This window comes from Exiguobacterium sp. s40 (assembly GCF_018617905.1).
Classification (GTDB): Bacteria; Bacillota; Bacilli; order Exiguobacteriales; family Exiguobacteriaceae; genus Exiguobacterium; species Exiguobacterium mexicanum_A.
In genome coordinates this window covers 1-18,328 of the sequence record NZ_JACSLC010000012.1, presented here as the reverse complement: position 1 = coordinate 18,328, position 18,328 = coordinate 1, and the positions used below count along the sequence as shown (strand labels likewise).

The window sequence follows — 18,328 nt, the reverse complement described above, 5'->3', positions numbered from 1 at the left end:
AGACGTTTTTCCTATAATTCTACTCATGTAAAGAAAGTTGACATAACTTTTTCTTATAACTCATACATACACGGAGGATTTAAAGATGGAGAAATTCGTAGAAGGTCTCGTTTCATCAGCCAACGACTTGCTTTGGTCATCAGTGCTAATCGTTGTCCTTGTCGCCTTAGGTTTGTACTTCACCGTCCGGATGGGGTTCGTCCAGTTCCGGATGTTGCCTGAAATGTTCCGCCTCTTGTTCAAAGACGGCATGAAACGTGAAAAAGGCCAAGTCTCGTCATTCCAAGCGTTCGCGATCGGGACAGCAGCCCGCGTCGGAACGGGTAACATCGCCGGTGTCGCGACAGCAATCGCGCTCGGAGGTCCAGGAGCCGTCTTTTGGATGTGGCTCATCGCCCTCATCGGATCGGCTTCGGCGTTCGTAGAAAGCACGCTCGCACAAGTCTACAAGATTCGGGACGGACGCACATGGCGTGGAGGCCCGGCGTACTATATGGAGCGCGCCCTCGGTCAACGTTGGCTCGGGATCTTGTTCGCAATTCTCATCACGTTCTCGTTCGGATTCGCCTTCAACTCGGTGCAGTCGAACACAATCTCGCTCTCGATGAGCAACCAGTTCGGCGTGAGCACGACGACAGTCGGTCTCGTCTTGGCCGTCGTCACAGCAATCGTCGTCTTCGGTGGGATTCAGTCGATCGCCGTGCTCTCGAGTATCATCGTTCCGGTCATGGCCGGTGGCTATATCTTGCTCGCAGGATGGGTCATGATTTCAAACGCATCATTATTGCCGGAAGTGTTCGGTTTGATCTTCTCAGAAGGCGTGTTCGGTCTGCAGCAACTGTTCGGCGGTGCCATCGGAGCGATGGTGCTCCAAGGAATTCGTCGCGGTCTCTTCTCGAACGAAGCCGGAATGGGTTCTGCCCCGAACGCGGCGGCGACAGCGGAAGTATCGCACCCGGTCAAGCAAGGCTTGATTCAATCGTTCAGCGTCTTCGTTGATACGCTTCTCGTCTGTACGTCGACAGCGATGATCATCTTGTTGTCAGGTGTAGCCGGATCGGAGTCGTTCGCAGGTGTTGAATTGACACAAGCGGCGCTTACGGCTGAGATTGGTCCGATGGCGACATCGTTCCTCACGATCGCGATTTTCTTGTTCGCGTTCAGCTCGATTCTTGGAAACTACTACTACGGCGAGACGAACATCCAGTTCATCTCGGATAAAAAGGTTTACGTCACGCTCTACCGCATCGGTGTCGTCTGTATGGTCCTCTTCGGAGCCGTCCGTTCGGCCGGTCTCGTCTGGTCGATTGCGGACGTGTTCATGGGCCTTATGGCGCTCGTCAACTTGTATGCGATTTTCCGTCTCGCGAAAGTCGCTCGTCTCGTCCTCGACGATTACTTGGAGCAACGCCGTCAAGGTGATGACCCGGTATTTTACGCCGATTCGATCGACAACTTGCCAGGCCGCGAGTACATCGAGGCTTGGGAGACGGCAGAAGAGAAAGAAGTCAAGACAGGCACGATTCGTTCATAAGCGACAAACCGTCTACGAAAACACGTAGGCGGTTTTTTTGCGCCTAAAAGATGGGTAAACTGAAGAAAAGGGGGGCGTTCAATCATGGAGACGACACATTATATACGCATTTCCCCAGAAGTATGGGTCTCGTTCGGGCAAGACCCGGAAATGATTTTAGATTGGCTGTTGCACGTTCACGCTCAACAGCGTGACACGTATGAGACGTTGACGCTCCCGAACATTGAACGGTTCCAAAAAATTCTCGGGCAAATCGAAGTCTATATCGATGGGGATGACACGTATAACTTGGAGATGGCGGTCATTGGGGAAGAGTTGATCGTCAATGAGAAGCAGGCGGTCGTCGTCGGGATTTTGACGCCGCAACTGCTCCACATCGTCAAAGACGCGATGAACGCGTTCACGAAAGAGGATGTCGCCGACATGGCGTTCGTCGACCATGAAGGCCTCGATGATGTATGGCTCAAATGGACGTTGTTGAAACGATTCTGCGAAGAAGCGATTGAACGAGATGAGCTCGTGTTGATTTATTATGAGTAATATCGCCTAAATGGTATAATTAGGAAAGATGTCAGTCACTTCTAGTCTCGATTCACGTGAATTAATGGGGGAGAAGTGCTACAAGTGTGATGATCATGGGGGTTCGCTGAATGTTATCTTGGTTAGGTATAACGAATGCAGATGAGACAAATCAAACTGAACGTCAATTTTTCGCGAATGTGAAGAAAAAAACGATCACTTTAATTCTACTTACGGCTTTAATCGCACTCTATGGCGTTAAGGTTTTGTTAACTAACCTAATCCCGGCCTCATATTTGGCCGACCCAATTGTCGCCGTTCTACCAGGTACCGTAGGCGTTTTGGTTTCTATAGTCTACGTCTTGGTCGCGGAACGAATTCTACAGGACAACGCCAAACACTAGTTTTACCATTTAGACAAAAAAACTCGACGCCGCAGCGCCGAGTTTTTTGTCTTATTTCAATGCCGTCTCAAGCGCTTTGACGTTTTCGCGCATGAGATCGAAGTAACTCTTGTCCATCTGTTCTTTCGTGACCGATTCCAAGTTATAGATCGTCACCGTCTCCGCGCCGATCTCATTTTGAACGACCTGGGCGACTTTCGGGGTAACCGTGTCCTCGAAGGCGATGTATTTCAAGTCGTGAAGTTGAGCCTCTTCGATGACGCGCTTCAACGCCTGTTGTGACGGTTCTTCCGAAGGCGTGAGACCTGTGATTGGGAGTTGGTCAAATCCGTAGCGCTCTGCTAGGTAACCATAGGCTGCGTGCGTCACGAGTAGCTCTGACTTCGAACCGCCCTCGACTGCCGCTTTCAGCTCGGCGTCGAGCGTGTCGGCTTCTTCTTTAAAGGCGCTCAAGCGATCCGCAAACTCATCTTTATAGTCAGGGGCCTGTTCGCTGAAGGCCGCTTCGACCGCTTCGGCCATCGAGACGGCATTCATTGGGTCGAGCCAGACGTGTGGGTCGTATTGACCGTGATTATGGCCATCATCTTCACTATGACCGGCTTCTTCTTCGGCATGGTCATCGTCCTCATGTCCGTGCTCGTCTTCTTCACTATGCTCGTCCTCACCGTGGACGTGGACCGTGTCATCAGCCGATAAAAGGGTGATGTCTTCGGCCGTCTTCACGAACGTGACGTTCTCATTGGCCAAGCTTTTCTTCATCGACTCGACGTATGGCTCGAGGTCATGGCCGACCGTCAAGAACAAGTCCGCTTCAGCGATGTCTGTCATTTGCTTTGAGGTCGGCTCGTACGTGTGCGGGTCGGCACCAGGCGGGATGACCATCTCGACGCGGACGCGGTCGCCGCCAATCTCCTCGGCGAATGATTTCAACGCGAACGTCGACGCATATACGGTCAACTGGTCGTTGGCTTCCTCTGTGGCACCGCCCTCTTCATTGCTTGCGCAACCACCTAATAAAAGTGTCCCGGCAGCGGCGACACCTAACAGTTTTTTGTTCATAACCCTCTCCACCTGTCCTCTCTATATAAAACCTTTAAATCGTAACCGTTACGTTCTGAGACTGCGTTTTATATTATAGGGGGCGAATGCGAACACGTCAAGTCCGACTTCAGATGGATGGTTTTTCGAGAAAAAGGGAATATGATTAAAAAAAAGAACGAGGAGTGGATGTATATGAGAAAGGAGACCGCCTGGTTCGTCGGTGGTGCGGCGCTCGCGGCCGCCACCGCAGCCGGGGCAAGCGTATGGAACCAATACGGATCGCTCGTGCGTTGGCAAGAGCCTGAGTTGCCGGTGCGTCCCTCGACCCGTAAACGCCGGACTCACACGTACAAGATTGTCAATGACCGTCCGCTCCAATTTGATGTGTACTACCCACCCGGCGAAGGACCGTTTCCGGTCGTAGTCTATGCACACGGCGGGGCATTCGTTCGAGGGAATCGAGGCATGGTGACGTTGTTCCATCCATTGCTCGACCACTTCCTCGCCAAAGGATTCGCGGTCATCAGCATCGATTATCGTCTGTTCGAGGACGGGGTCTATTTCCCGGACAACATCATCGACGTCTCCGATGCGCTTTGCTATCTCAAACAACACGACGGTCTGCTCAATCTTGACATCGACAAATTGATTGTCTGGGGCGACTCGGCAGGCGCGGCCCTTGTCCTTGCGACAGCACTCGACCGAAGTAAGCAGTTTATAGGAGAACTTGGTGAAGACGTGCCGCCGGTGAAAGGTGTCATCGCCCTTTATCCGCCGACGAACTTCTTGTTGTTCAAGTTCATCCAGACGTGGCTCGCCCATTTGAAGTTTTACGAAGGTAGTCGTGAGGCGTGGCGCGAACTGATGGTGAAGTGTTCTCCGGTCACGCATCTGTACGATGATGCCCCGCCGATTCTCCTTTTGCATGGGAAGAAAGACCCCATCGTTCCGTTCGGGCAAGCACTCCATTTCGTGGAGCATGCGAGCGAGGTCGGCGCGAACGTGCAATTGATTTCTTTTCCGAACGGCACCCATTCGTTAGCGAGTTTCCTCCAATCCGATAACCCGATCAAAGAAACACAGCTCATGGCTCGCATCGACCGTTTCATCGATGACGCGATGATGTGACGTTGCGCTTTTTCGCAAAGATGGTACGATGGGGTAGGATTTAGGAATCAAAAAGGAGTGACTCGCGTGACAGAACTATGCTTGGTCCGACATGGTCAGACCGATTGGAATTTTCAAGAAATCATTCAAGGACGGGAAGATATCCCGCTCAACGCACTCGGACATCGACAGGCCGAAGAGAGTGCGGCCTTTTTAAGTCAAGAATCGTGGGACGTCATCGTGGCGAGCCCATTGTCGAGGGCCGTCGATACGGCGCGTTACATCGCGGAGGCGTGCGGCATCGACGAAGCACACATCATTCAAGACGAACGCTTCATCGAGCGTGAATTCGGGGCCGCGTCGGGAAAACCGGTACCGGGCATCTATGAGGCTGTTCAAGCCGATGACCAAGACCGCGTACCTGGTCTCGAGTCCGAAGACGAGATGCGAGCCCGCGTCTTGAGCGGTATGCACGATCTCGTCGAGGCGCACGCCGGAAAACGTGTCATCGTCGTCTGTCATTCACATGCGATTAAAGCTGCGCTATCGGCGATTGACGACACGTATACGTTCCGTCATGCCATGCGCAATGCCTGCTCGAACTATATCGAACATCAAGACGGTCAGTTCGTGGTCAAGGCGGTTAATGTCGCCGATCATATTACGAATGTGATTGTCGCGAAGTGAGGAGAAGCTCATGACGACATTGCTCTGGATTTTCATCATCGCATCATTTGTTGTCGCGTTCGCGGGTCTGATTTATCCGGTCATCCCGAGCGTCTTGTTCTTATTCATCGGTTATATGATTTACGGTTTTGGATTCTCATTCGAGCCGCTCACATGGACGTTTTGGCTCTGGCAGATTTTGTTCTTGATCTTCCTGTTCGTGGTCGACTATATCGTCACCCGGGCTACGGTCGATAAACGGGGCGGCTCTGAACGGGCGAAGTGGGGAGCGACCATCGGTTTGATTGCAGGACCGTTCATCTTCCCGCTCGTCGGAGTGCTCATTTTCCCGTTCATCTTCGCGTTTTTAGCGGAACTCACGCTCGGGAAGTCGACGCGGGAAGCGTGGAGCATCGGTGTCGGGACCGTGCTCGCTTTCCTCGGCAGCACGATGCTCAAAGTCGTCGGGATGACGATGATGGTCATCTTGTTTTTCATCTACATTTGAGGCGAAGAAATTTCTTCGCCTTTTTGGGTTGAGAGTTTTATAAAAACGGGGAAAGAAAAACAAGACCGTTCGATTTATTCGAACGATCCTGTTTTGACGAGCTGGGTGAAGGCGGAGCGGCTGAACGACTGCTGCTGTTCGACTTGTTTTTCGAAGAAGGACGGTTTGAGTTCGGCGTTCGCCACGCCTTCGGAAATCAACGAATCGAGCACTTGCTTGGTCGGATCTTGTTTCGGCATCAGCATGAGCCCTTCGGCGACGAACGTGTGATGGTCGCTTAGCGACCGTTCACTCGTGAACGTCAAGGCGAGGGCGGCCGGCCGGTTCGATGGAGACGTGATGACGGCTTCGGCGAGAAGCAGGATTCGCTTATTCAAATAGTGATGAAGCGTGACGGCGAATTCAGTCGGTACGAGCATCTCGAGGAGCCATTCGTTGTCGTGCTCTTTTGAGATGATCAACCCATCGAGCAGTTCGACGGGCAGGTTCAATTCGTTGCCGTACTCGTCTTGGACGAGGCGAACTTGGACTAGGCGGAACGTTTTCATCGTATCGATCCCTTCCACATTTTCTTTAACTCATCTTAACACAGTCTGATTCGAAGATTGTGTTACGATAGCGGGGAAGCGACGTAAAAAAAATAGAGGACAAGGAGGCATCAAGATGAGTTGGGTTGTTGGCATAATCGGGTATATCGCGATTCTAGCAATCGGTTATTATGGTGTCCTTTTCTTCAAAGTAAAGCAGGAGCGGAGTCGGGCCGGATATCGAATCTTCCTTTTGCTCGCGGGCTTGTTCTTCGTGAGCGGGAGTGACTATATCATCGCGTTGTTCCGAGGGGATACGGAAGCGACGTTTTGGCAACGGACCGTTTACTTCATATTGATTTTGATCTCTCTTTCGATCGCCCTTTACTTTCGGAGAAAAGAAGATAAAATCCATACGAATGAGATGACGACGACATAAAAACAAGAGGCTAACGGAAAAAAATCCGTAGCCTCTTGTTTTTATTTCGGAATCCGAGTTTGACGAATCATTTCGAGCTTCAAGTCCCAGAGCGGTTTACTGAATGTGACCGAGTACACTTCCGGCAAGCGGAGTCGTTTGTACTCTTCCCACAGACCGTTCATCTGCTCGTGATGATACGTGCGGATTTCTTTTGCGTTCGGTAACTCATAGACGCGTTCGCCGTCTCGGAAAATCGGGACAAGCAAACGTTTGACGCTAAAGTTACGTGTCTTGATGCGGAACGCGGGGTCTCGCACGTCAATCAAGTCAATCTCGTTATACGACTCGACTGGTTCGTCGGCAAGGGTGATATAGTCACCTTTGAACTTCCCGGTCTCGTTATCGATGATGCGATACAATTCTTTCTTGTGCGGAGTCGTCGTTTTCACTTTCGAAGACGACACTTTGATGACCGGCTTCAGCTTCCCGTCGGCGCCTTCGCGGGCGACGAGTTTGTACACCATACCGAGTGCAGGTTGCTCATAGGCCGTGATACCGCGCGTCCCGACGAGGAACGTATCGGCTTCAGCTCCTTGCATCCGCAAGTCTTGAATGACGTACTCATCGAGGTCGCCCGAGACAACGATTTTGACGTAATCGAGTCCGGCCGCGTTCAATGCTTTTCGGGCCCGTTTCGACAAGTAGGCCAAGTCACCCGAGTCGAGTCGGACCGACTTCAAGCGGTAGCCTTTCGCTTCAAGTTCTTTGGCGACCGTGATCGCGTTCGGGAGACCTGACTTGAGCGTATCGTACGTGTCGATCAACAGGCTCGTATTGTCCGGGTACATCGAGGCGAACGAGCGGAATGCCTCGAGTTCGTCATCGTGGAACTGGATATCGGCGTGCTCCATCGTTCCACCGGTCGGGACGTCAAAATCACGTCCGGCCGAAACCAAGCTCGTGACGTCGAAACCGGCGATATAGGCGGCCCGTGTTCCGTAGTACGCAGCATCGACGCCTTGGGCGCGACGAGCACCGCCTTCGAGTAGTGTCTCGTTCGGCGCAGCTTGGCGGATGCGCGCGTATTTCGTCGCGATGAGTGATTCGTGGTTGGCGATGTTCAAGAGCGCCGTCTGGAACAACTTCGCCTCAAAGATCGTCGATTCGATGCGGACGACTTGTTCGTTCGGGAAGATGACTTCTCCTTCACGGACACTGTAGAGCGAGCCCGTGAACTTGAAGTTACGGAGTACATCCGCGAACTCGTCCTCGAAGTCGAGTTGCTGTTTCAAGTAGCGGATATCTTCTTCCGTGAATGAGACGTTCTCTAAATAATGCACGATATTTTGGATGCCGGCGAAGACGACGTAACCTCCGCTGAACGGGTTCGAGCGATAATAGAGGTCGAACACGACTCGTTCGTTGTGACGGCCTTGTTTCCAATAGATATACATCCAACGTGGGAGGTATAGGTCGGTGTGAAGCGCTAAGTTGCGATGTAACATAATCGTTCCTTTCTGTTTTACGTCACTTCCCGGTCACAGTGGCCCCGAGTGTCGTGACAAAATGTTCAAGCGCCCAATCGTGTCCGACTGGGTTGAAGCTTTGGACGGCGTCGGCGTGGACGACGATTGTATAGCCGAGGTTGTAAGCGTCGACAGCGGTATGAAGCACACAAATGTCTGTGCACACACCGACGAGATGAATCTCTGTGATGGCCCGTTCGCGCAAGCGCAAGTCGAGGTCTGTGCCGGCAAAGGCGCTATAGCGTGTCTTATCGATCCAATGATCGGCCCGGCTTGCCGCGTTTTTGACGGCACCGTATAATTCACGGCCCTCTGTACCGCGAATGTTGTGGGGCGGGAAGAGCGTCGTCTCAGGATGATACGTGTCGCCGGCGTCGTGGACATCGTTCGCGATGACGACATAATTCTCGTCCGCAAACTCCTCGATCAACTGGACGATTCGTTCTTCTATGTCTTGCCCTGGTTTTCCACAAGTCAAACGACCCGTATCTGCGATAAAATCAAACGTGTAGTCGATCACAATCAATGCTCGCATGGCGAGATCTCCTCTCTCATGTGAAGAATAGTTGGCTATCCTTCTTATTCTAAATCATTTTGCGTGATGCGAAAAAGATTATTTTTGATCGGGGTCGGGTACTAGGTGTAAGAAGAACCGTTTGCGAAAGGGGAATCAGCACATGCTGCTGTCATCATCCGAACTGTCAGAGCAACTATCCCGCTTAAATGGCTGGGATGTTGTTGAAGGGGAATTACAAAAGACGTATCGGCTCGAGACGTTTCCAGAGGCGATTCAGTTCGTCCATCTCGTCGCTGATTTGGCGGAGGAGCTCAATCATCATCCGAACATCTTGATCGAGTATCGGAACGTCACATTGACCGTGTCCACGCATGACGAAGGTGGAATCACGGAGAAAGACATCATGCTCGCGAAAGGGTGTGAGAGGCTTGTCTAAACTGTTCATGACGTTTGCCTCAGGAACTGTCGCTGAACGATTGCGTCAACAACCCGGTATCCTTGTCGCCAACGGGACCGAGACGATTTTGCTCGCAGAAGGCGACAAGTCTCCCTTCCAAAGCGGGAAGACGTTTCAAATCGAAGAAGCGGAAGGACAATTCGCCTCGAAAGGGAATATTGTCTATGCGAACATTCCGGTCGATTCGAACGCCCGGTCGCTCTTGTTCCATCGCTTGTTGAAAGACAAATCACGTCTTGGGTCTGGCCATAGCGGTTTTGCCGCCTATCGGCTCGGTGTCGACCCGGACGATCACCACGGGATTATCTTCATCCAATTCACCGAGGGCGGAAATCGTTTCCGTGATTCGACCGACTATGTCTTGTTCCAAGAATGGCTGAAAGAAGCCGTCGAACAAAAAGGAGCCGGTCCAATCATAAAACACTATGTCGTCGATGAAGCGGATGATTTATAATAAATATAACGTCATGTTAGGGGAGGATTTTTTATGAACAAGAACTACTTCTGGATGGGAATGGCCGCAGGTGCCGTCATCGGAGCCGGGGCATCGCTTCTCCACAGAGAGACGCGCGAACAACAAGTCAGACAGCTCAAACATATGAAATCACGACTCAAGTCGAAGGATGCGTCAACACAAAGCCATTCGGTCGGCCTTCAAGCCTCATCGAAAGGGAGCTTGAAAGATCGCGTCATGGATTTGAAGGCGCTCTACGAAGAGAACCAAGACACGATTCAAAATCTCGTCGAAGATGTGAAAGACTTGGTCGACGCGCTCCAAGACGCTCGTCACAAAAATCAAATCTAATTCATATTCACGGTCCGGTGCTGTTGCGCCGGGCTGTTTTTTATGTTGTCTTCATCGCTGTCCCTATATGATAAATGTTTCACGAATACAAAAGCTCCTGAAAACAAATCGGTCACGTGACGAAACCCGTCTGCTTTTCAGGAGCACTTGTGATTACAAAAAGCGGGCGAACAGGCCGAACACGGCCAGTCCGACAATTACGTAAAAAATCCATTTGCCTTCACCCGTATGAATGATCGGCGGGGAATACTTGCGTGGTTGGTACTTCCCATGACGGAGCGGACGCGAGTATGGGACCGCGAACCGGGCAAGCGGGACCGCAAGCAAGAACCCGGCAAGGAAGCCGTACACATGTCCCCAAAGTGATACGTTCGCCCCGATGAGCGTGAACACGGCGCTGATGGCGACGAAGATATAGACGAGTCGCGCGTCCTGGCTATAGATGAGCGTCCGGCGGAACCGGCCGATGTACACATAGAAGCCAAGAATCGCTAAAATCGCACCTGAAGCACCGGCTTGCAGGTAGAACAGTTCACTCACCGTGAAGAACGTGAGCAAGTTGGCAAGCACACCGGCCACGATATAGAACACGGCGAACTTGATGTGACCGACCATGCGTTCCATGGCAGGTCCGAATATAATCAAAGCGAACGAGTTGAACAGCAAATGACCGAGCCCTAAATGGATGAAGTTGGCCGTCAAGAGACGGTACCATTCCCCTTGGGCGAGTGCGAGATGGAATGACCCGCCGAGTGCGACGATCCGGAGGTCGGGGACCAAAGAATCGATGACAAACACGAGCAGTTGGATTACAATGAACAGCGTTACGAGTGGATACGCCCGGACGAACGTTTGAACATTCTCAGTACGACTAAACATAACATCACCTCTTTCCTTAATTGTATAAGGAAACGAGTGAAAAAGGAAAGGAGCGAGTGTCCTGTGATTGTGGGAATCGGAATCGATATCGTCGAGCTCGAGCGGATTGCTCACTCGCTCAAAAATGACCGTTTCGTCGCACGTCTGTTGACCGAAGCCGAGCGGGCGCTTGCGGACGCCTATCCAGAACAACGGCGCATCGAATTCGTCGCCGGACGATTTGCGGCGAAAGAAGCGTATGCCAAAGCGGTCGGGACCGGGATTGCTCGGGGCCTGTCGTGGCAACAAATCGAAATTTTACCGGATGAGACCGGACGGCCGTATATGACGGCGCCGTACTCAGGCCGGATTCATATGAGTATCAGCCACAGCGAGCAATATGCCGTGGCACAAGTCATCATTGAAGAGGGGGATCACGATGTTTCGTCCAAGTTGGATTGAAATCGATCGGGCGGCGATCAAACATAACGTAATCGAAATCAAAAAACGGATCCCGCAAGCGCTCATGGCCGTCGTCAAAGCGAACGCTTACGGGCATGGTGCCGTCGAAGTGGCAAAGATTGCGCTTGATAACGGAGCAACGATGCTCGGTGTGGCCTTGCTCGAGGAAGCGATTGAGCTCCGAGAGGCTGGGGTTAAAGCGCCGATTCTCGTCATGGAGGCCCAGTTCCCAGAATATGCGGGCGTCGCAGCCGAACACGATGTGACGTTGTCCGTCTTTTCGGCCGACTGGTTGCGTGAGGCGCGCACACATCTATCTGACCGTCCGCTCACCGTTCATGTGAAAGTCGACACGGGGATGGGTCGTCTCGGTTTGCGGACCCGCGCCGAACTTGATGCCCTTTTAGAAGCGGCAGATGACCGTTTTATCGTCGAAGGGATCTATACGCACTTTGCGACGGCGGATGAGCCGGACAGTGAGCTTTACTATGAGCAACAGGAGCGATTTGGTCAGTTGATAGATGGACTCCACTCGCGATTCCGCTACATTCATACGTCAAACTCGGCCGGGGCGATCCGCATGGCTGGACAAGACGTGCCGTACAACGTGGTGCGGGTCGGAATTGCGATTTATGGGCTCTACCCGTCAGCTGAGATGGCTTCCTTCTATTCATTTTTACGACCGGCCTTCACGTTGAAGAGCAAGCTCATGCAAGTGAAGCAACTCGAAGCTGGACAGACGATCAGCTACGGGGCGACGTATACGACGACTGAAGATGAGTGGATCGGTACTGTGCCGGTCGGATATGCCGACGGCTGGATCCGTAAAGCGAGCGGCTTCGAAGTAGACGTCAATGGAGAGCGCTGTCCCATTATCGGTCGTGTCTGCATGGATCGCTTCATGGTGAGGCTTCCTAAAGAGCTGCCGGTCGGAACTTTGGTCACGCTCATCGGCGGACCAGTCGCGATTGACGAACTGGCCACGCATCTCGAGACAATCAACTATGAGGTCGTCTGTCAATTAACGAATCGCCTCCCGCGACGTTATGTGTAAAGCGGAAAACGTGTGAAATTATCTGAATTCTTTCGGGAATTCTCTATATTTTCCCAAACTCGCGTGTTATATTGGTAAAGAACGCGGGAATATTTCCGCCAGTCATTGAAACGATTCTGGAGGTGTAAGATGTTGAAACAGCGAACTGCGGGTGCTTTAGCGTCCGTTCCAGATCGGTTCTCGCAGCATGGGGGTCCGATTTCGATGAAAGACCGTGAATCATTGTCATTGAACGATGTAGTGACGTACTTGTCCAAAGAAATTGCTGATCGACAACAAACACTGCGCGAAGAATTGGCGAGAGGCTATCAAGAGATGGCCGCGTTTAATTTGAATATGGCAGAAGAGATGCTGATGATTGAGACGGAAGCCGAACATGCTCTCTTACGTCAAGTAAGCGGGGTGTGAGCGGAGTGATCGTAAAGCGTGGTGACGTGTTTTATGCGAATCTGTCGCCCGTAGTCGGTTCAGAGCAAGGTGGAGTTCGTCCGGTTCTCGTCATTCAAAACGATATCGGCAATCGCTTTAGCCCGACCGTCATTGTCGCTGCGATTACGGCTCAGATCCAGAAAGCAAAACTGCCGACTCATGTAGAGGTATATCAAGTCAAACATGGTCTCGAACGAGATTCCGTGATTTTACTTGAACAGATTCGAACGATTGATAAGCGTCGTCTGACGGATAAAGTCACTCATCTTGATGATGAGACGATGCACAAAGTTGACCGAGCGCTAGAGATTAGTCTGGGATTAATCCCTCTCTAGCTTACATATAAAGAAACCGATACATGGGTATCGGTTTTTTTCAAAAAAATCTTTAAAAAATAGTTTAGAATTCTGTAAAACGGGAATTTAGTTTAATCGTACTCAATTTTTCTGTACGCACATTAGGAGGGAATATACGATGGATTTAGCGATTCGCGAGCAAGTCATTGGAGAACAATTACACCTTTACTTATCCGGAGAAGTGGATACATATACCGCACCAAAATTGAAGGAAGTCTTGCACCCGGCAATCACGGAACAAGATGTCACCGTTCATTTGGATGAAGTGGATTATATGGATTCAACTGGTCTCGGCGTATTTGTCGGTGCCCTTAAAATAGCCAAACGTAATGAGAAAGAGTTGTCGCTCGTCGGCGTCACCGACCGCGTCAATCGTCTCTTTGAATTGACAGGGCTGCACAAGTTGCTTTCGATCAATACAAACGTAAGAGGTGGCACGCAATGAGTAACATCGAACAGACGGTGATGACGTTCCCGGCCAAACCGGAGTATGTCGGTGTGGTCCGTTTAGTCGTCTCAGGAATCGCTAACCGTATGGGATATACGTACGACGAGATCGAAGATATTAAAATCGCGGTCTCGGAAGCCTGTGGCAATGCTGTTCAACATGCTTATGAAGACCAAGAAGGTGAAGTGAAACTCACGTGTGGCGTCCATCAAGATCGTCTCGAGATGACGATCGAGGACTCGGGCAAAACATTTGCCGACGACGTGAAACGCCAAGCGGCGCCAGTCGAAGAGACGGCTGAAATTGAATCGCTTCACGAAGGAGGACTCGGTCTTTTCCTCATTGAAGCCTTAATGGATGACGTCTCGATCAACAAGGACAATGGTGTCAAGGTGACGATGACGAAACTCCTTAACAGGGACGAGGTGGATCAGAGTGCCAGCAAAATCTCAACAACGCCATCACAGTGATGATGAAGTATTAGAGTGGATTGAGCGTTATCAACAGGACGATCAAAATGCAGAAGTCCAGATGCTCCTCATTAACCGATACTCGGACCTCGTTGAGGCGCTTGCACGAAAGTTTTCACGCGGCCGGGCTATCCACGATGACCTCGTTCAAGTCGGGATGATCGGACTTCTCGCTGCCCTTCGTCGTTTCGACCCTGAGTTCGGTCGTAGTTTCGAGTCGTTTGCCGTTCCGACGATTATCGGTGAAATCAAGCGTTTCATCCGTGACAAGACGTGGAGCGTCCACGTTCCACGCCGGATTAAAGAGCTTGGACCGAAAATCAAGAAGACGGTCGAAGAATTGACGACCGAGTTGCAACGTTCACCGCGAATCGATGAGATTGCCGATTACCTCGGCGTTTCCGATGAAGAGATTCTCGAGACGCTCGAGATGGGCAAGAGCTACCAAGCCCTTTCCGTCGACAGCTCAATCGAAGCGGACAACGAAGGTTCGACCGTCACGCTCCTCGACCTTGTCGGAAGCCAAGAACGTGGCTACGAATCGGTCGACCAGCGCCTCATCCTTGAAAAAGCGTTCAGTGTGCTGAACGAACGGGAACAGGCGATTTTAGAATGTGCTTATTATAAAAACATGAGCCAAAAAGAGACGGGTGAACTCCTCGGGATTTCGCAGATGCACGTATCGCGCTTGCAGCGACGCGCACTTGAGAAGTTACGTGAGGCCATCAAAGTCCCGCTCAACGAAGTATTTTCAAACGATGACTAAATAGTCATCGTTTTTTTGTCGTCTAGGCGTGAGTTTGCTACACTTCTAGAGAGAAGAGAAAAGGAAGTGATTCGATTGATTACGAAAGTCGCAAAAGAGTTGAAGTTGAAGACGAGTCAAGTCGAGACGGTGCAACAACTTGCCGCGGACGGAGCGACGATTCCGTTCATGGCCCGGTACCGTAAAGAAATGACCGGTAATCTCGATGAAGTCGAAATCAAAGCGATTCTCGACGCCTTACAATATGAAGAGAGTTTGCACAAGCGTAAGACGGACGTCCTCGCCAAACTTGAAGAACTCGAGAAGGCGACGCCGGAATTGACACGGGCGCTTGAAGCGGCGACGAGCCTGCAACAAGTCGATGATATTTATCTCCCTTATCGTCCGAAGCGACGGACGAAAGCTGAACAAGGGCGGGAGAAAGGACTACAAGCCCTCGCTGACTGGTATCGTCAACCGACACCCTATTCGCTGAAAGAAGCGCAGTCGTTAGCGGGTGATCTTTCGCTTGAAGAAGCACTTCCGTTCGTCCAATCAATCATTGGGGAGGAGTGGGGCGAAGTGGCGACGCTTCGACAATCACTTCGAACACGAGTCCGGAAAGAGGCGCTCCTTCGTTCGCAGAAGAAAAAACAAGCGGAAGACGAGAAAGAAGTATTCGCCCAGTATTATGAATATGAAGAAAAAATCGCAGGAATCGTCCCGCACCGGATTCTCGCTTTGAACCGGGGAGAGCGCACGGACGTGTTGCAAGTGAAGATTGTCTTCGACGAAGCCGGCTTCATGCGACAAGCGCTCGGCAAGTTTGACCGTTTGCCGACAGAGAAACGCGAACTCGTCACGCTCGCCGTGAAGGACGCATTCAAGAAGTCGGTATTTCCGGCCATCGAACGTGAGATTCGTAGCGAATTGACCGAGACGGCCGAAGAACAGGCGATCGACGTGTTCTCGAAAAACTTGAAGCAACTCTACATGCAACCGCCGCTTCGTGAGGTCGTCGTCCTAGGGATTGACCCGGCCTATCGCACAGGTTGTAAATGGGCCGTCGTCAATGAAATCGGGAAAGTCGAAGAAGTCGGTGTCTTCTATCCGACGGCACCGAAACACGATGTCGCGGGATCGGAAAAAGTGCTATCGTCGCTCGTGAAACGTTATCCGATTTCGGTCATCGTCATCGGGAATGGGACCGCATCCCGTGAAACGGAGCAATTCGTATCGAGCTGGCTGAAGAAAGCTGAACGCGAGATTGCTTACGCCATCGTCAATGAGGCGGGGGCGAGTGTCTATTCGGCGTCAGAGATTGCACGGTCTGAGTTCCCGGAATTGAAAGTAGAAGAACGCTCGGCTGTCTCGATCGCCCGACGTATCCAAGACGCGATGGCCGAACTCGTTAAAGTCGACCCGCAATCGGTGGGGGTTGGACAGTATCAACACGACGTCAGTCAAAACAAGCTGAAGGGGTCGCTCGAGTTTGTCGTCGAGAGTGTCGTCAACATGGTCGGTGTGGATGTGAACCGAGCCTCGGAATCGCTGCTCACATATGTATCTGGATTGAACAAGACGACGGCTAAAAATATTGTCGCGTATCGGGATGAGTTCGGGCGCTTTGATACGCGGAAAGAAATCAAGAAAGTGCCTCGTCTTGGAGCGAAGGCCTATGAGCAAGCAGCCGGCTTTTTACGGATCACGAACGGAAGCGATGTACTCGATCAAACGGAGATTCATCCGGAGAGCTATAAGTTGACGCTCTCTCTATTGAAGGAACTCGGTGTTTCGAAGCAAGCGGTCGGTACGGCTGAACTGCGAGATCGATTGAAGACGGTTGACGCCAAAGTGCTGAGTGAGAAGCTAGATGCCGGATTGCCGACGGTTGAAGATATCTTGAAGTCGCTCGCGAAACCAGGACGTGATCCACGCGAAGACATTCAGAAGCCGTTACTTCGGACAGACGTTATGAACTTGGAAGATCTCCAGGTCGGTATGGAGTTCCAAGGAACAGTGCGAAACGTGATCGACTTCGGGGCGTTCATCGATATCGGGGTGAAGCAAGACGGACTCGTCCACATTTCGAAGTTGTCGAATCGCTACGTTAAGCATCCGCTCGACGTTGTCGCGGTCGGTGACATCGTCACCGTATGGATCGAACAAGTGGACGCCAATCGTGGACGAATCAGTCTCACGATGCTTGAGCCACGCAATTAAATAAGAGAGAACTAGCATCGAGCGAAATGTTTTTCATTTTGCTCGATTTTTTTACGAAAAAGTGTTGACGGTCTTTTCTGCCCGTGCTATCTTATAGAAGTCGCCGAGAGACGGCATGGAATATTAAAGCTTTTCTAAAAAAGTGATTGACAGGTTTCTGGTTTGCGGTTACAATTTAAATCGTTACTTCGATAAATTCAAGCAACGTTCCGCAATAGCTCAGTGGTAGAGCAACCGGCTGTTAACCGGTAGGTCGTAGGTTCAAATCCTACTTGCGGAGCCATTTTATTTTGGAGACGTACCCAAGAGGCTATAAGGGGCTCCCCTGCTAAGGGAGTAGGCTGGGAAACCGGTGCGAGGGTTCGAATCCCTCCGTCTCCGCCACTTATTTTTAGAAAACACATACATCTGGCCCGTTGGTCAAGCGGTTAAGACACCGCCCTTTCACGGCGGTAACACGGGTTCGAATCCCGTACGGGTCATCATCATACGGAGGATTAGCTCAGCTGGGAGAGCACCTGCCTTACAAGCAGGGGGTCGGCGGTTCGATCCCGTCATCCTCCACCATTTCAAATTTAAGCACGTATAACGGTCTTGTGGTGTAGGGGTTAACATGCCTGCCTGTCACGCAGGAGATCGCGGGTTCAAATCCCGTCAAGACCGCCATTTACGTTGGGCCGTAGCCAAGTGGTAAGGCATCGGATTTTGATTCCGACATGCGAAGGTTCGATCCCTTCCGGCCCAGCTTATATTTGAGTCATTAGCTCAGTTGGTAGAGCATCTGACTTTTAATCAGAGGGTCGCAGGTTCGAGCCCTGCATGACTCACCATTTTTATCCCTCGCAACACCTTAATACGCTGCGGTCGTGGCGGAATCGGTAGACGCGCTAGGTTGAGGGCCTAGTGGTGGTTAACACCGTGGAGGTTCAAGTCCTCTCGACCGCACCAATATGCACCCTTAGCTCAGCTGGATAGAGCGTTAGACTACGAATCTAAAGGCCGGGAGTTCGAATCTCTCAGGGTGCACCATTTTTATTATGGGCCTATAGCTCAGCCGGTTAGAGCGCACGCCTGATAAGCGTGAGGTCGGTGGTTCGAGTCCACTTAGGCCCACCATTTTAACTGACGAACTTTGAAAACTGAACGATGAGGCAAAAATGTTTTACAATTTTTGAATGAAGCGCAAGCTTCGTCATTTTTAAAGAGCTATATCAAATTCTTTGGAGAGTTTGATCCTGGCTCAGGACG

At 51.3% G+C, this 18,328-nt stretch carries 22 protein-coding genes and 10 tRNA genes; 27 read left to right on the top strand and 5 right to left on the bottom strand.

Features of this window, described 5'->3' with window-relative positions; translation table 11 throughout:
• Nucleotides 1–85: 85 nt before the first annotated feature.
• On the top strand, nucleotides 86–1,534 hold the full coding sequence (locus tag KNP02_RS10955; protein WP_214709329.1) for an alanine/glycine:cation symporter family protein: 1,449 nt from the start codon (nucleotides 86–88) through the stop codon (nucleotides 1,532–1,534).
• 84 nt (nucleotides 1,535–1,618) lie between these two features.
• Nucleotides 1,619–2,074 carry a DUF1877 family protein gene (locus tag KNP02_RS10950; RefSeq protein ID WP_034780851.1) on the top strand — a complete coding sequence of 152 codons (456 nt, stop codon included), beginning with the start codon at nucleotides 1,619–1,621 and terminating at the stop codon, nucleotides 2,072–2,074.
• A gap of 434 nt (nucleotides 2,075–2,508) precedes the next feature.
• On the opposite strand, the gene KNP02_RS10945 is transcribed toward KNP02_RS10950, so the two are convergent.
• A complete protein-coding gene (locus KNP02_RS10945) occupies nucleotides 2,509–3,519 on the bottom strand; it encodes a metal ABC transporter solute-binding protein, Zn/Mn family (RefSeq protein ID WP_214709331.1) in 1,011 nt (336 codons plus the stop codon).
• Between the two features lie 174 nt (nucleotides 3,520–3,693).
• Here KNP02_RS10945 and KNP02_RS10940 point away from each other — a divergent pair, with 174 nt between their 5' ends.
• The 3 genes from KNP02_RS10940 (at nucleotide 3,694) to KNP02_RS10930 (ending at nucleotide 5,782) form a co-directional block, all read left to right on the top strand.
• Nucleotides 3,694–4,629: an alpha/beta hydrolase gene (locus tag KNP02_RS10940; protein WP_214709333.1), complete on the top strand. Its 936-nt coding sequence runs from the start codon at nucleotides 3,694–3,696 to the stop codon at nucleotides 4,627–4,629.
• Between the two features lie 66 nt (nucleotides 4,630–4,695).
• A complete protein-coding gene (locus tag KNP02_RS10935) occupies nucleotides 4,696–5,295 on the top strand; it encodes a histidine phosphatase family protein (protein ID WP_214709335.1) in 600 nt (199 codons plus the stop codon).
• A gap of 10 nt (nucleotides 5,296–5,305) precedes the next feature.
• Nucleotides 5,306–5,782 (top strand): DUF456 domain-containing protein, encoded by a 477-nt coding sequence (locus KNP02_RS10930; protein WP_214709337.1) that lies wholly within the window; start codon nucleotides 5,306–5,308, stop codon nucleotides 5,780–5,782.
• 74 nt (nucleotides 5,783–5,856) lie between these two features.
• On the opposite strand, the gene KNP02_RS10925 is transcribed toward KNP02_RS10930, so the two are convergent.
• Nucleotides 5,857–6,330, bottom strand: a complete 474-nt coding sequence (locus KNP02_RS10925) for a YwpF-like family protein (protein WP_214709339.1) — start codon at nucleotides 6,328–6,330, stop codon at nucleotides 5,857–5,859.
• A 115-nt stretch (nucleotides 6,331–6,445) separates the two neighbouring features.
• Here KNP02_RS10925 and KNP02_RS10920 point away from each other — a divergent pair, with 115 nt between their 5' ends.
• Nucleotides 6,446–6,748, top strand: coding sequence for a hypothetical protein (locus KNP02_RS10920; RefSeq protein ID WP_214709341.1), 303 nt, complete (start codon nucleotides 6,446–6,448; stop codon nucleotides 6,746–6,748).
• Between the two features lie 41 nt (nucleotides 6,749–6,789).
• Here KNP02_RS10920 and KNP02_RS10915 read toward each other — a convergent pair whose 3' ends face one another.
• Nucleotides 6,790–8,235: a nicotinate phosphoribosyltransferase gene (locus KNP02_RS10915; protein WP_214709343.1), complete on the bottom strand. Its 1,446-nt coding sequence runs from the start codon at nucleotides 8,233–8,235 to the stop codon at nucleotides 6,790–6,792.
• Between the two features lie 22 nt (nucleotides 8,236–8,257).
• Nucleotides 8,258–8,791 carry a cysteine hydrolase family protein gene (locus tag KNP02_RS10910; protein WP_214709345.1) on the bottom strand — a complete coding sequence of 178 codons (534 nt, stop codon included), beginning with the start codon at nucleotides 8,789–8,791 and terminating at the stop codon, nucleotides 8,258–8,260.
• 142 nt (nucleotides 8,792–8,933) lie between these two features.
• On the opposite strand from KNP02_RS10910, the gene KNP02_RS10905 reads away from it, so the two are divergent.
• Genes KNP02_RS10905 through KNP02_RS10895 form a run of 3 tightly spaced genes read left to right on the top strand, consistent with a single transcriptional unit; the run spans nucleotide 8,934 to nucleotide 10,035 of the window.
• On the top strand, nucleotides 8,934–9,209 hold the full coding sequence (locus KNP02_RS10905) for a 4a-hydroxytetrahydrobiopterin dehydratase (protein ID WP_214709347.1): 276 nt from the start codon (nucleotides 8,934–8,936) through the stop codon (nucleotides 9,207–9,209).
• Complete coding sequence (locus KNP02_RS10900) at nucleotides 9,202–9,684, top strand: hypothetical protein (protein WP_235420248.1); 483 nt, start codon at nucleotides 9,202–9,204, stop codon at nucleotides 9,682–9,684. Before KNP02_RS10905 ends, KNP02_RS10900 begins: the two co-directional genes overlap by 8 nt.
• Nucleotides 9,685–9,717: 33 nt before the next feature.
• Nucleotides 9,718–10,035 (top strand): hypothetical protein, encoded by a 318-nt coding sequence (locus tag KNP02_RS10895; RefSeq protein ID WP_214709349.1) that lies wholly within the window; start codon nucleotides 9,718–9,720, stop codon nucleotides 10,033–10,035.
• 153 nt (nucleotides 10,036–10,188) lie between these two features.
• Here KNP02_RS10895 and KNP02_RS10890 read toward each other — a convergent pair whose 3' ends face one another.
• Complete coding sequence (locus tag KNP02_RS10890) at nucleotides 10,189–10,914, bottom strand: rhomboid family intramembrane serine protease (protein ID WP_214709351.1); 726 nt, start codon at nucleotides 10,912–10,914, stop codon at nucleotides 10,189–10,191.
• Between the two features lie 63 nt (nucleotides 10,915–10,977).
• Here KNP02_RS10890 and acpS point away from each other — a divergent pair, with 63 nt between their 5' ends.
• The 18 genes from acpS to KNP02_RS10800 all read left to right on the top strand — a co-directional run bounded on the left by acpS (nucleotide 10,978) and on the right by KNP02_RS10800 (nucleotide 18,196).
• Complete coding sequence (acpS, locus tag KNP02_RS10885) at nucleotides 10,978–11,355, top strand: holo-ACP synthase (RefSeq protein WP_214709353.1); 378 nt, start codon at nucleotides 10,978–10,980, stop codon at nucleotides 11,353–11,355.
• Entirely contained in the window at nucleotides 11,333–12,409 is a 1,077-nt protein-coding gene (alr, locus tag KNP02_RS10880; protein ID WP_214709355.1) for an alanine racemase, read from the top strand. Before acpS ends, alr begins: the two co-directional genes overlap by 23 nt.
• 129 nt (nucleotides 12,410–12,538) lie before the next feature.
• Nucleotides 12,539–12,817, top strand: coding sequence for a hypothetical protein (locus tag KNP02_RS10875; RefSeq protein WP_034780874.1), 279 nt, complete (start codon nucleotides 12,539–12,541; stop codon nucleotides 12,815–12,817).
• 5 nt (nucleotides 12,818–12,822) lie between these two features.
• On the top strand, nucleotides 12,823–13,173 hold the full coding sequence (locus KNP02_RS10870) for a type II toxin-antitoxin system PemK/MazF family toxin (RefSeq protein ID WP_029596222.1): 351 nt from the start codon (nucleotides 12,823–12,825) through the stop codon (nucleotides 13,171–13,173).
• Between the two features lie 139 nt (nucleotides 13,174–13,312).
• Nucleotides 13,313–13,639: an STAS domain-containing protein gene (locus KNP02_RS10865; RefSeq protein ID WP_214709357.1), complete on the top strand. Its 327-nt coding sequence runs from the start codon at nucleotides 13,313–13,315 to the stop codon at nucleotides 13,637–13,639.
• Nucleotides 13,636–14,112 (top strand): anti-sigma B factor RsbW, encoded by a 477-nt coding sequence (rsbW, locus tag KNP02_RS10860; RefSeq protein WP_021068184.1) that lies wholly within the window; start codon nucleotides 13,636–13,638, stop codon nucleotides 14,110–14,112. Before KNP02_RS10865 ends, rsbW begins: the two co-directional genes overlap by 4 nt.
• Entirely contained in the window at nucleotides 14,078–14,878 is an 801-nt protein-coding gene (gene sigB / locus KNP02_RS10855) for an RNA polymerase sigma factor SigB (RefSeq protein WP_214709359.1), read from the top strand. Before rsbW ends, sigB begins: the two co-directional genes overlap by 35 nt.
• Before the next feature lie 66 nt (nucleotides 14,879–14,944).
• Nucleotides 14,945–17,080 (top strand): Tex family protein, encoded by a 2,136-nt coding sequence (locus KNP02_RS10850; RefSeq protein ID WP_371819498.1) that lies wholly within the window; start codon nucleotides 14,945–14,947, stop codon nucleotides 17,078–17,080.
• Between the two features lie 208 nt (nucleotides 17,081–17,288).
• Nucleotides 17,289–17,363: transfer RNA gene (locus KNP02_RS10845), tRNA-Asn, on the top strand.
• A 9-nt stretch (nucleotides 17,364–17,372) separates the two neighbouring features.
• Nucleotides 17,373–17,464: transfer RNA gene (locus tag KNP02_RS10840), tRNA-Ser, on the top strand.
• A 26-nt stretch (nucleotides 17,465–17,490) separates the two neighbouring features.
• Nucleotides 17,491–17,562: transfer RNA gene (locus KNP02_RS10835), tRNA-Glu, on the top strand.
• A gap of 9 nt (nucleotides 17,563–17,571) precedes the next feature.
• Nucleotides 17,572–17,647 (top strand) — tRNA-Val (locus KNP02_RS10830).
• Between the two features lie 23 nt (nucleotides 17,648–17,670).
• Nucleotides 17,671–17,746, top strand: a tRNA-Asp gene (locus KNP02_RS10825).
• Nucleotides 17,747–17,753: 7 nt separating this feature from the next.
• Nucleotides 17,754–17,825: transfer RNA gene (locus KNP02_RS10820), tRNA-Gln, on the top strand.
• Nucleotides 17,826–17,834: 9 nt separating this feature from the next.
• Nucleotides 17,835–17,910: transfer RNA gene (locus tag KNP02_RS10815), tRNA-Lys, on the top strand.
• A 30-nt stretch (nucleotides 17,911–17,940) separates the two neighbouring features.
• Nucleotides 17,941–18,028: transfer RNA gene (locus tag KNP02_RS10810), tRNA-Leu, on the top strand.
• Between the two features lie 4 nt (nucleotides 18,029–18,032).
• Nucleotides 18,033–18,109: transfer RNA gene (locus KNP02_RS10805), tRNA-Arg, on the top strand.
• A 10-nt stretch (nucleotides 18,110–18,119) separates the two neighbouring features.
• Nucleotides 18,120–18,196 (top strand) — tRNA-Ile (locus KNP02_RS10800).
• Nucleotides 18,197–18,328 lie beyond the last annotated feature (132 nt).

Coding starts and splice junctions, on each gene's coding strand:
- KNP02_RS10865 (WP_214709357.1), top strand. CDS start 13,313: ATGGATTTAGCGATTCGCGAGCAAGTCATTGGAGAACAATTACACCTT.
- alr (WP_214709355.1), top strand. CDS start 11,333: ATGTTTCGTCCAAGTTGGATTGAAATCGATCGGGCGGCGATCAAACAT.
- KNP02_RS10890 (WP_214709351.1), bottom strand. CDS start 10,914: ATGTTTAGTCGTACTGAGAATGTTCAAACGTTCGTCCGGGCGTATCCA.
- KNP02_RS10940 (WP_214709333.1), top strand. CDS start 3,694: ATGAGAAAGGAGACCGCCTGGTTCGTCGGTGGTGCGGCGCTCGCGGCC.
- KNP02_RS10915 (WP_214709343.1), bottom strand. CDS start 8,235: ATGTTACATCGCAACTTAGCGCTTCACACCGACCTATACCTCCCACGT.
- KNP02_RS10950 (WP_034780851.1), top strand. CDS start 1,619: ATGGAGACGACACATTATATACGCATTTCCCCAGAAGTATGGGTCTCG.
- KNP02_RS10930 (WP_214709337.1), top strand. CDS start 5,306: ATGACGACATTGCTCTGGATTTTCATCATCGCATCATTTGTTGTCGCG.
- KNP02_RS10945 (WP_214709331.1), bottom strand. CDS start 3,519: ATGAACAAAAAACTGTTAGGTGTCGCCGCTGCCGGGACACTTTTATTA.
- KNP02_RS10895 (WP_214709349.1), top strand. CDS start 9,718: ATGAACAAGAACTACTTCTGGATGGGAATGGCCGCAGGTGCCGTCATC.
- KNP02_RS10910 (WP_214709345.1), bottom strand. CDS start 8,791: ATGCGAGCATTGATTGTGATCGACTACACGTTTGATTTTATCGCAGAT.
- KNP02_RS10955 (WP_214709329.1), top strand. CDS start 86: ATGGAGAAATTCGTAGAAGGTCTCGTTTCATCAGCCAACGACTTGCTT.
- KNP02_RS10875 (WP_034780874.1), top strand. CDS start 12,539: ATGTTGAAACAGCGAACTGCGGGTGCTTTAGCGTCCGTTCCAGATCGG.
- KNP02_RS10925 (WP_214709339.1), bottom strand. CDS start 6,330: ATGAAAACGTTCCGCCTAGTCCAAGTTCGCCTCGTCCAAGACGAGTAC.
- KNP02_RS10920 (WP_214709341.1), top strand. CDS start 6,446: ATGAGTTGGGTTGTTGGCATAATCGGGTATATCGCGATTCTAGCAATC.
- KNP02_RS10905 (WP_214709347.1), top strand. CDS start 8,934: ATGCTGCTGTCATCATCCGAACTGTCAGAGCAACTATCCCGCTTAAAT.
- rsbW (WP_021068184.1), top strand. CDS start 13,636: ATGAGTAACATCGAACAGACGGTGATGACGTTCCCGGCCAAACCGGAG.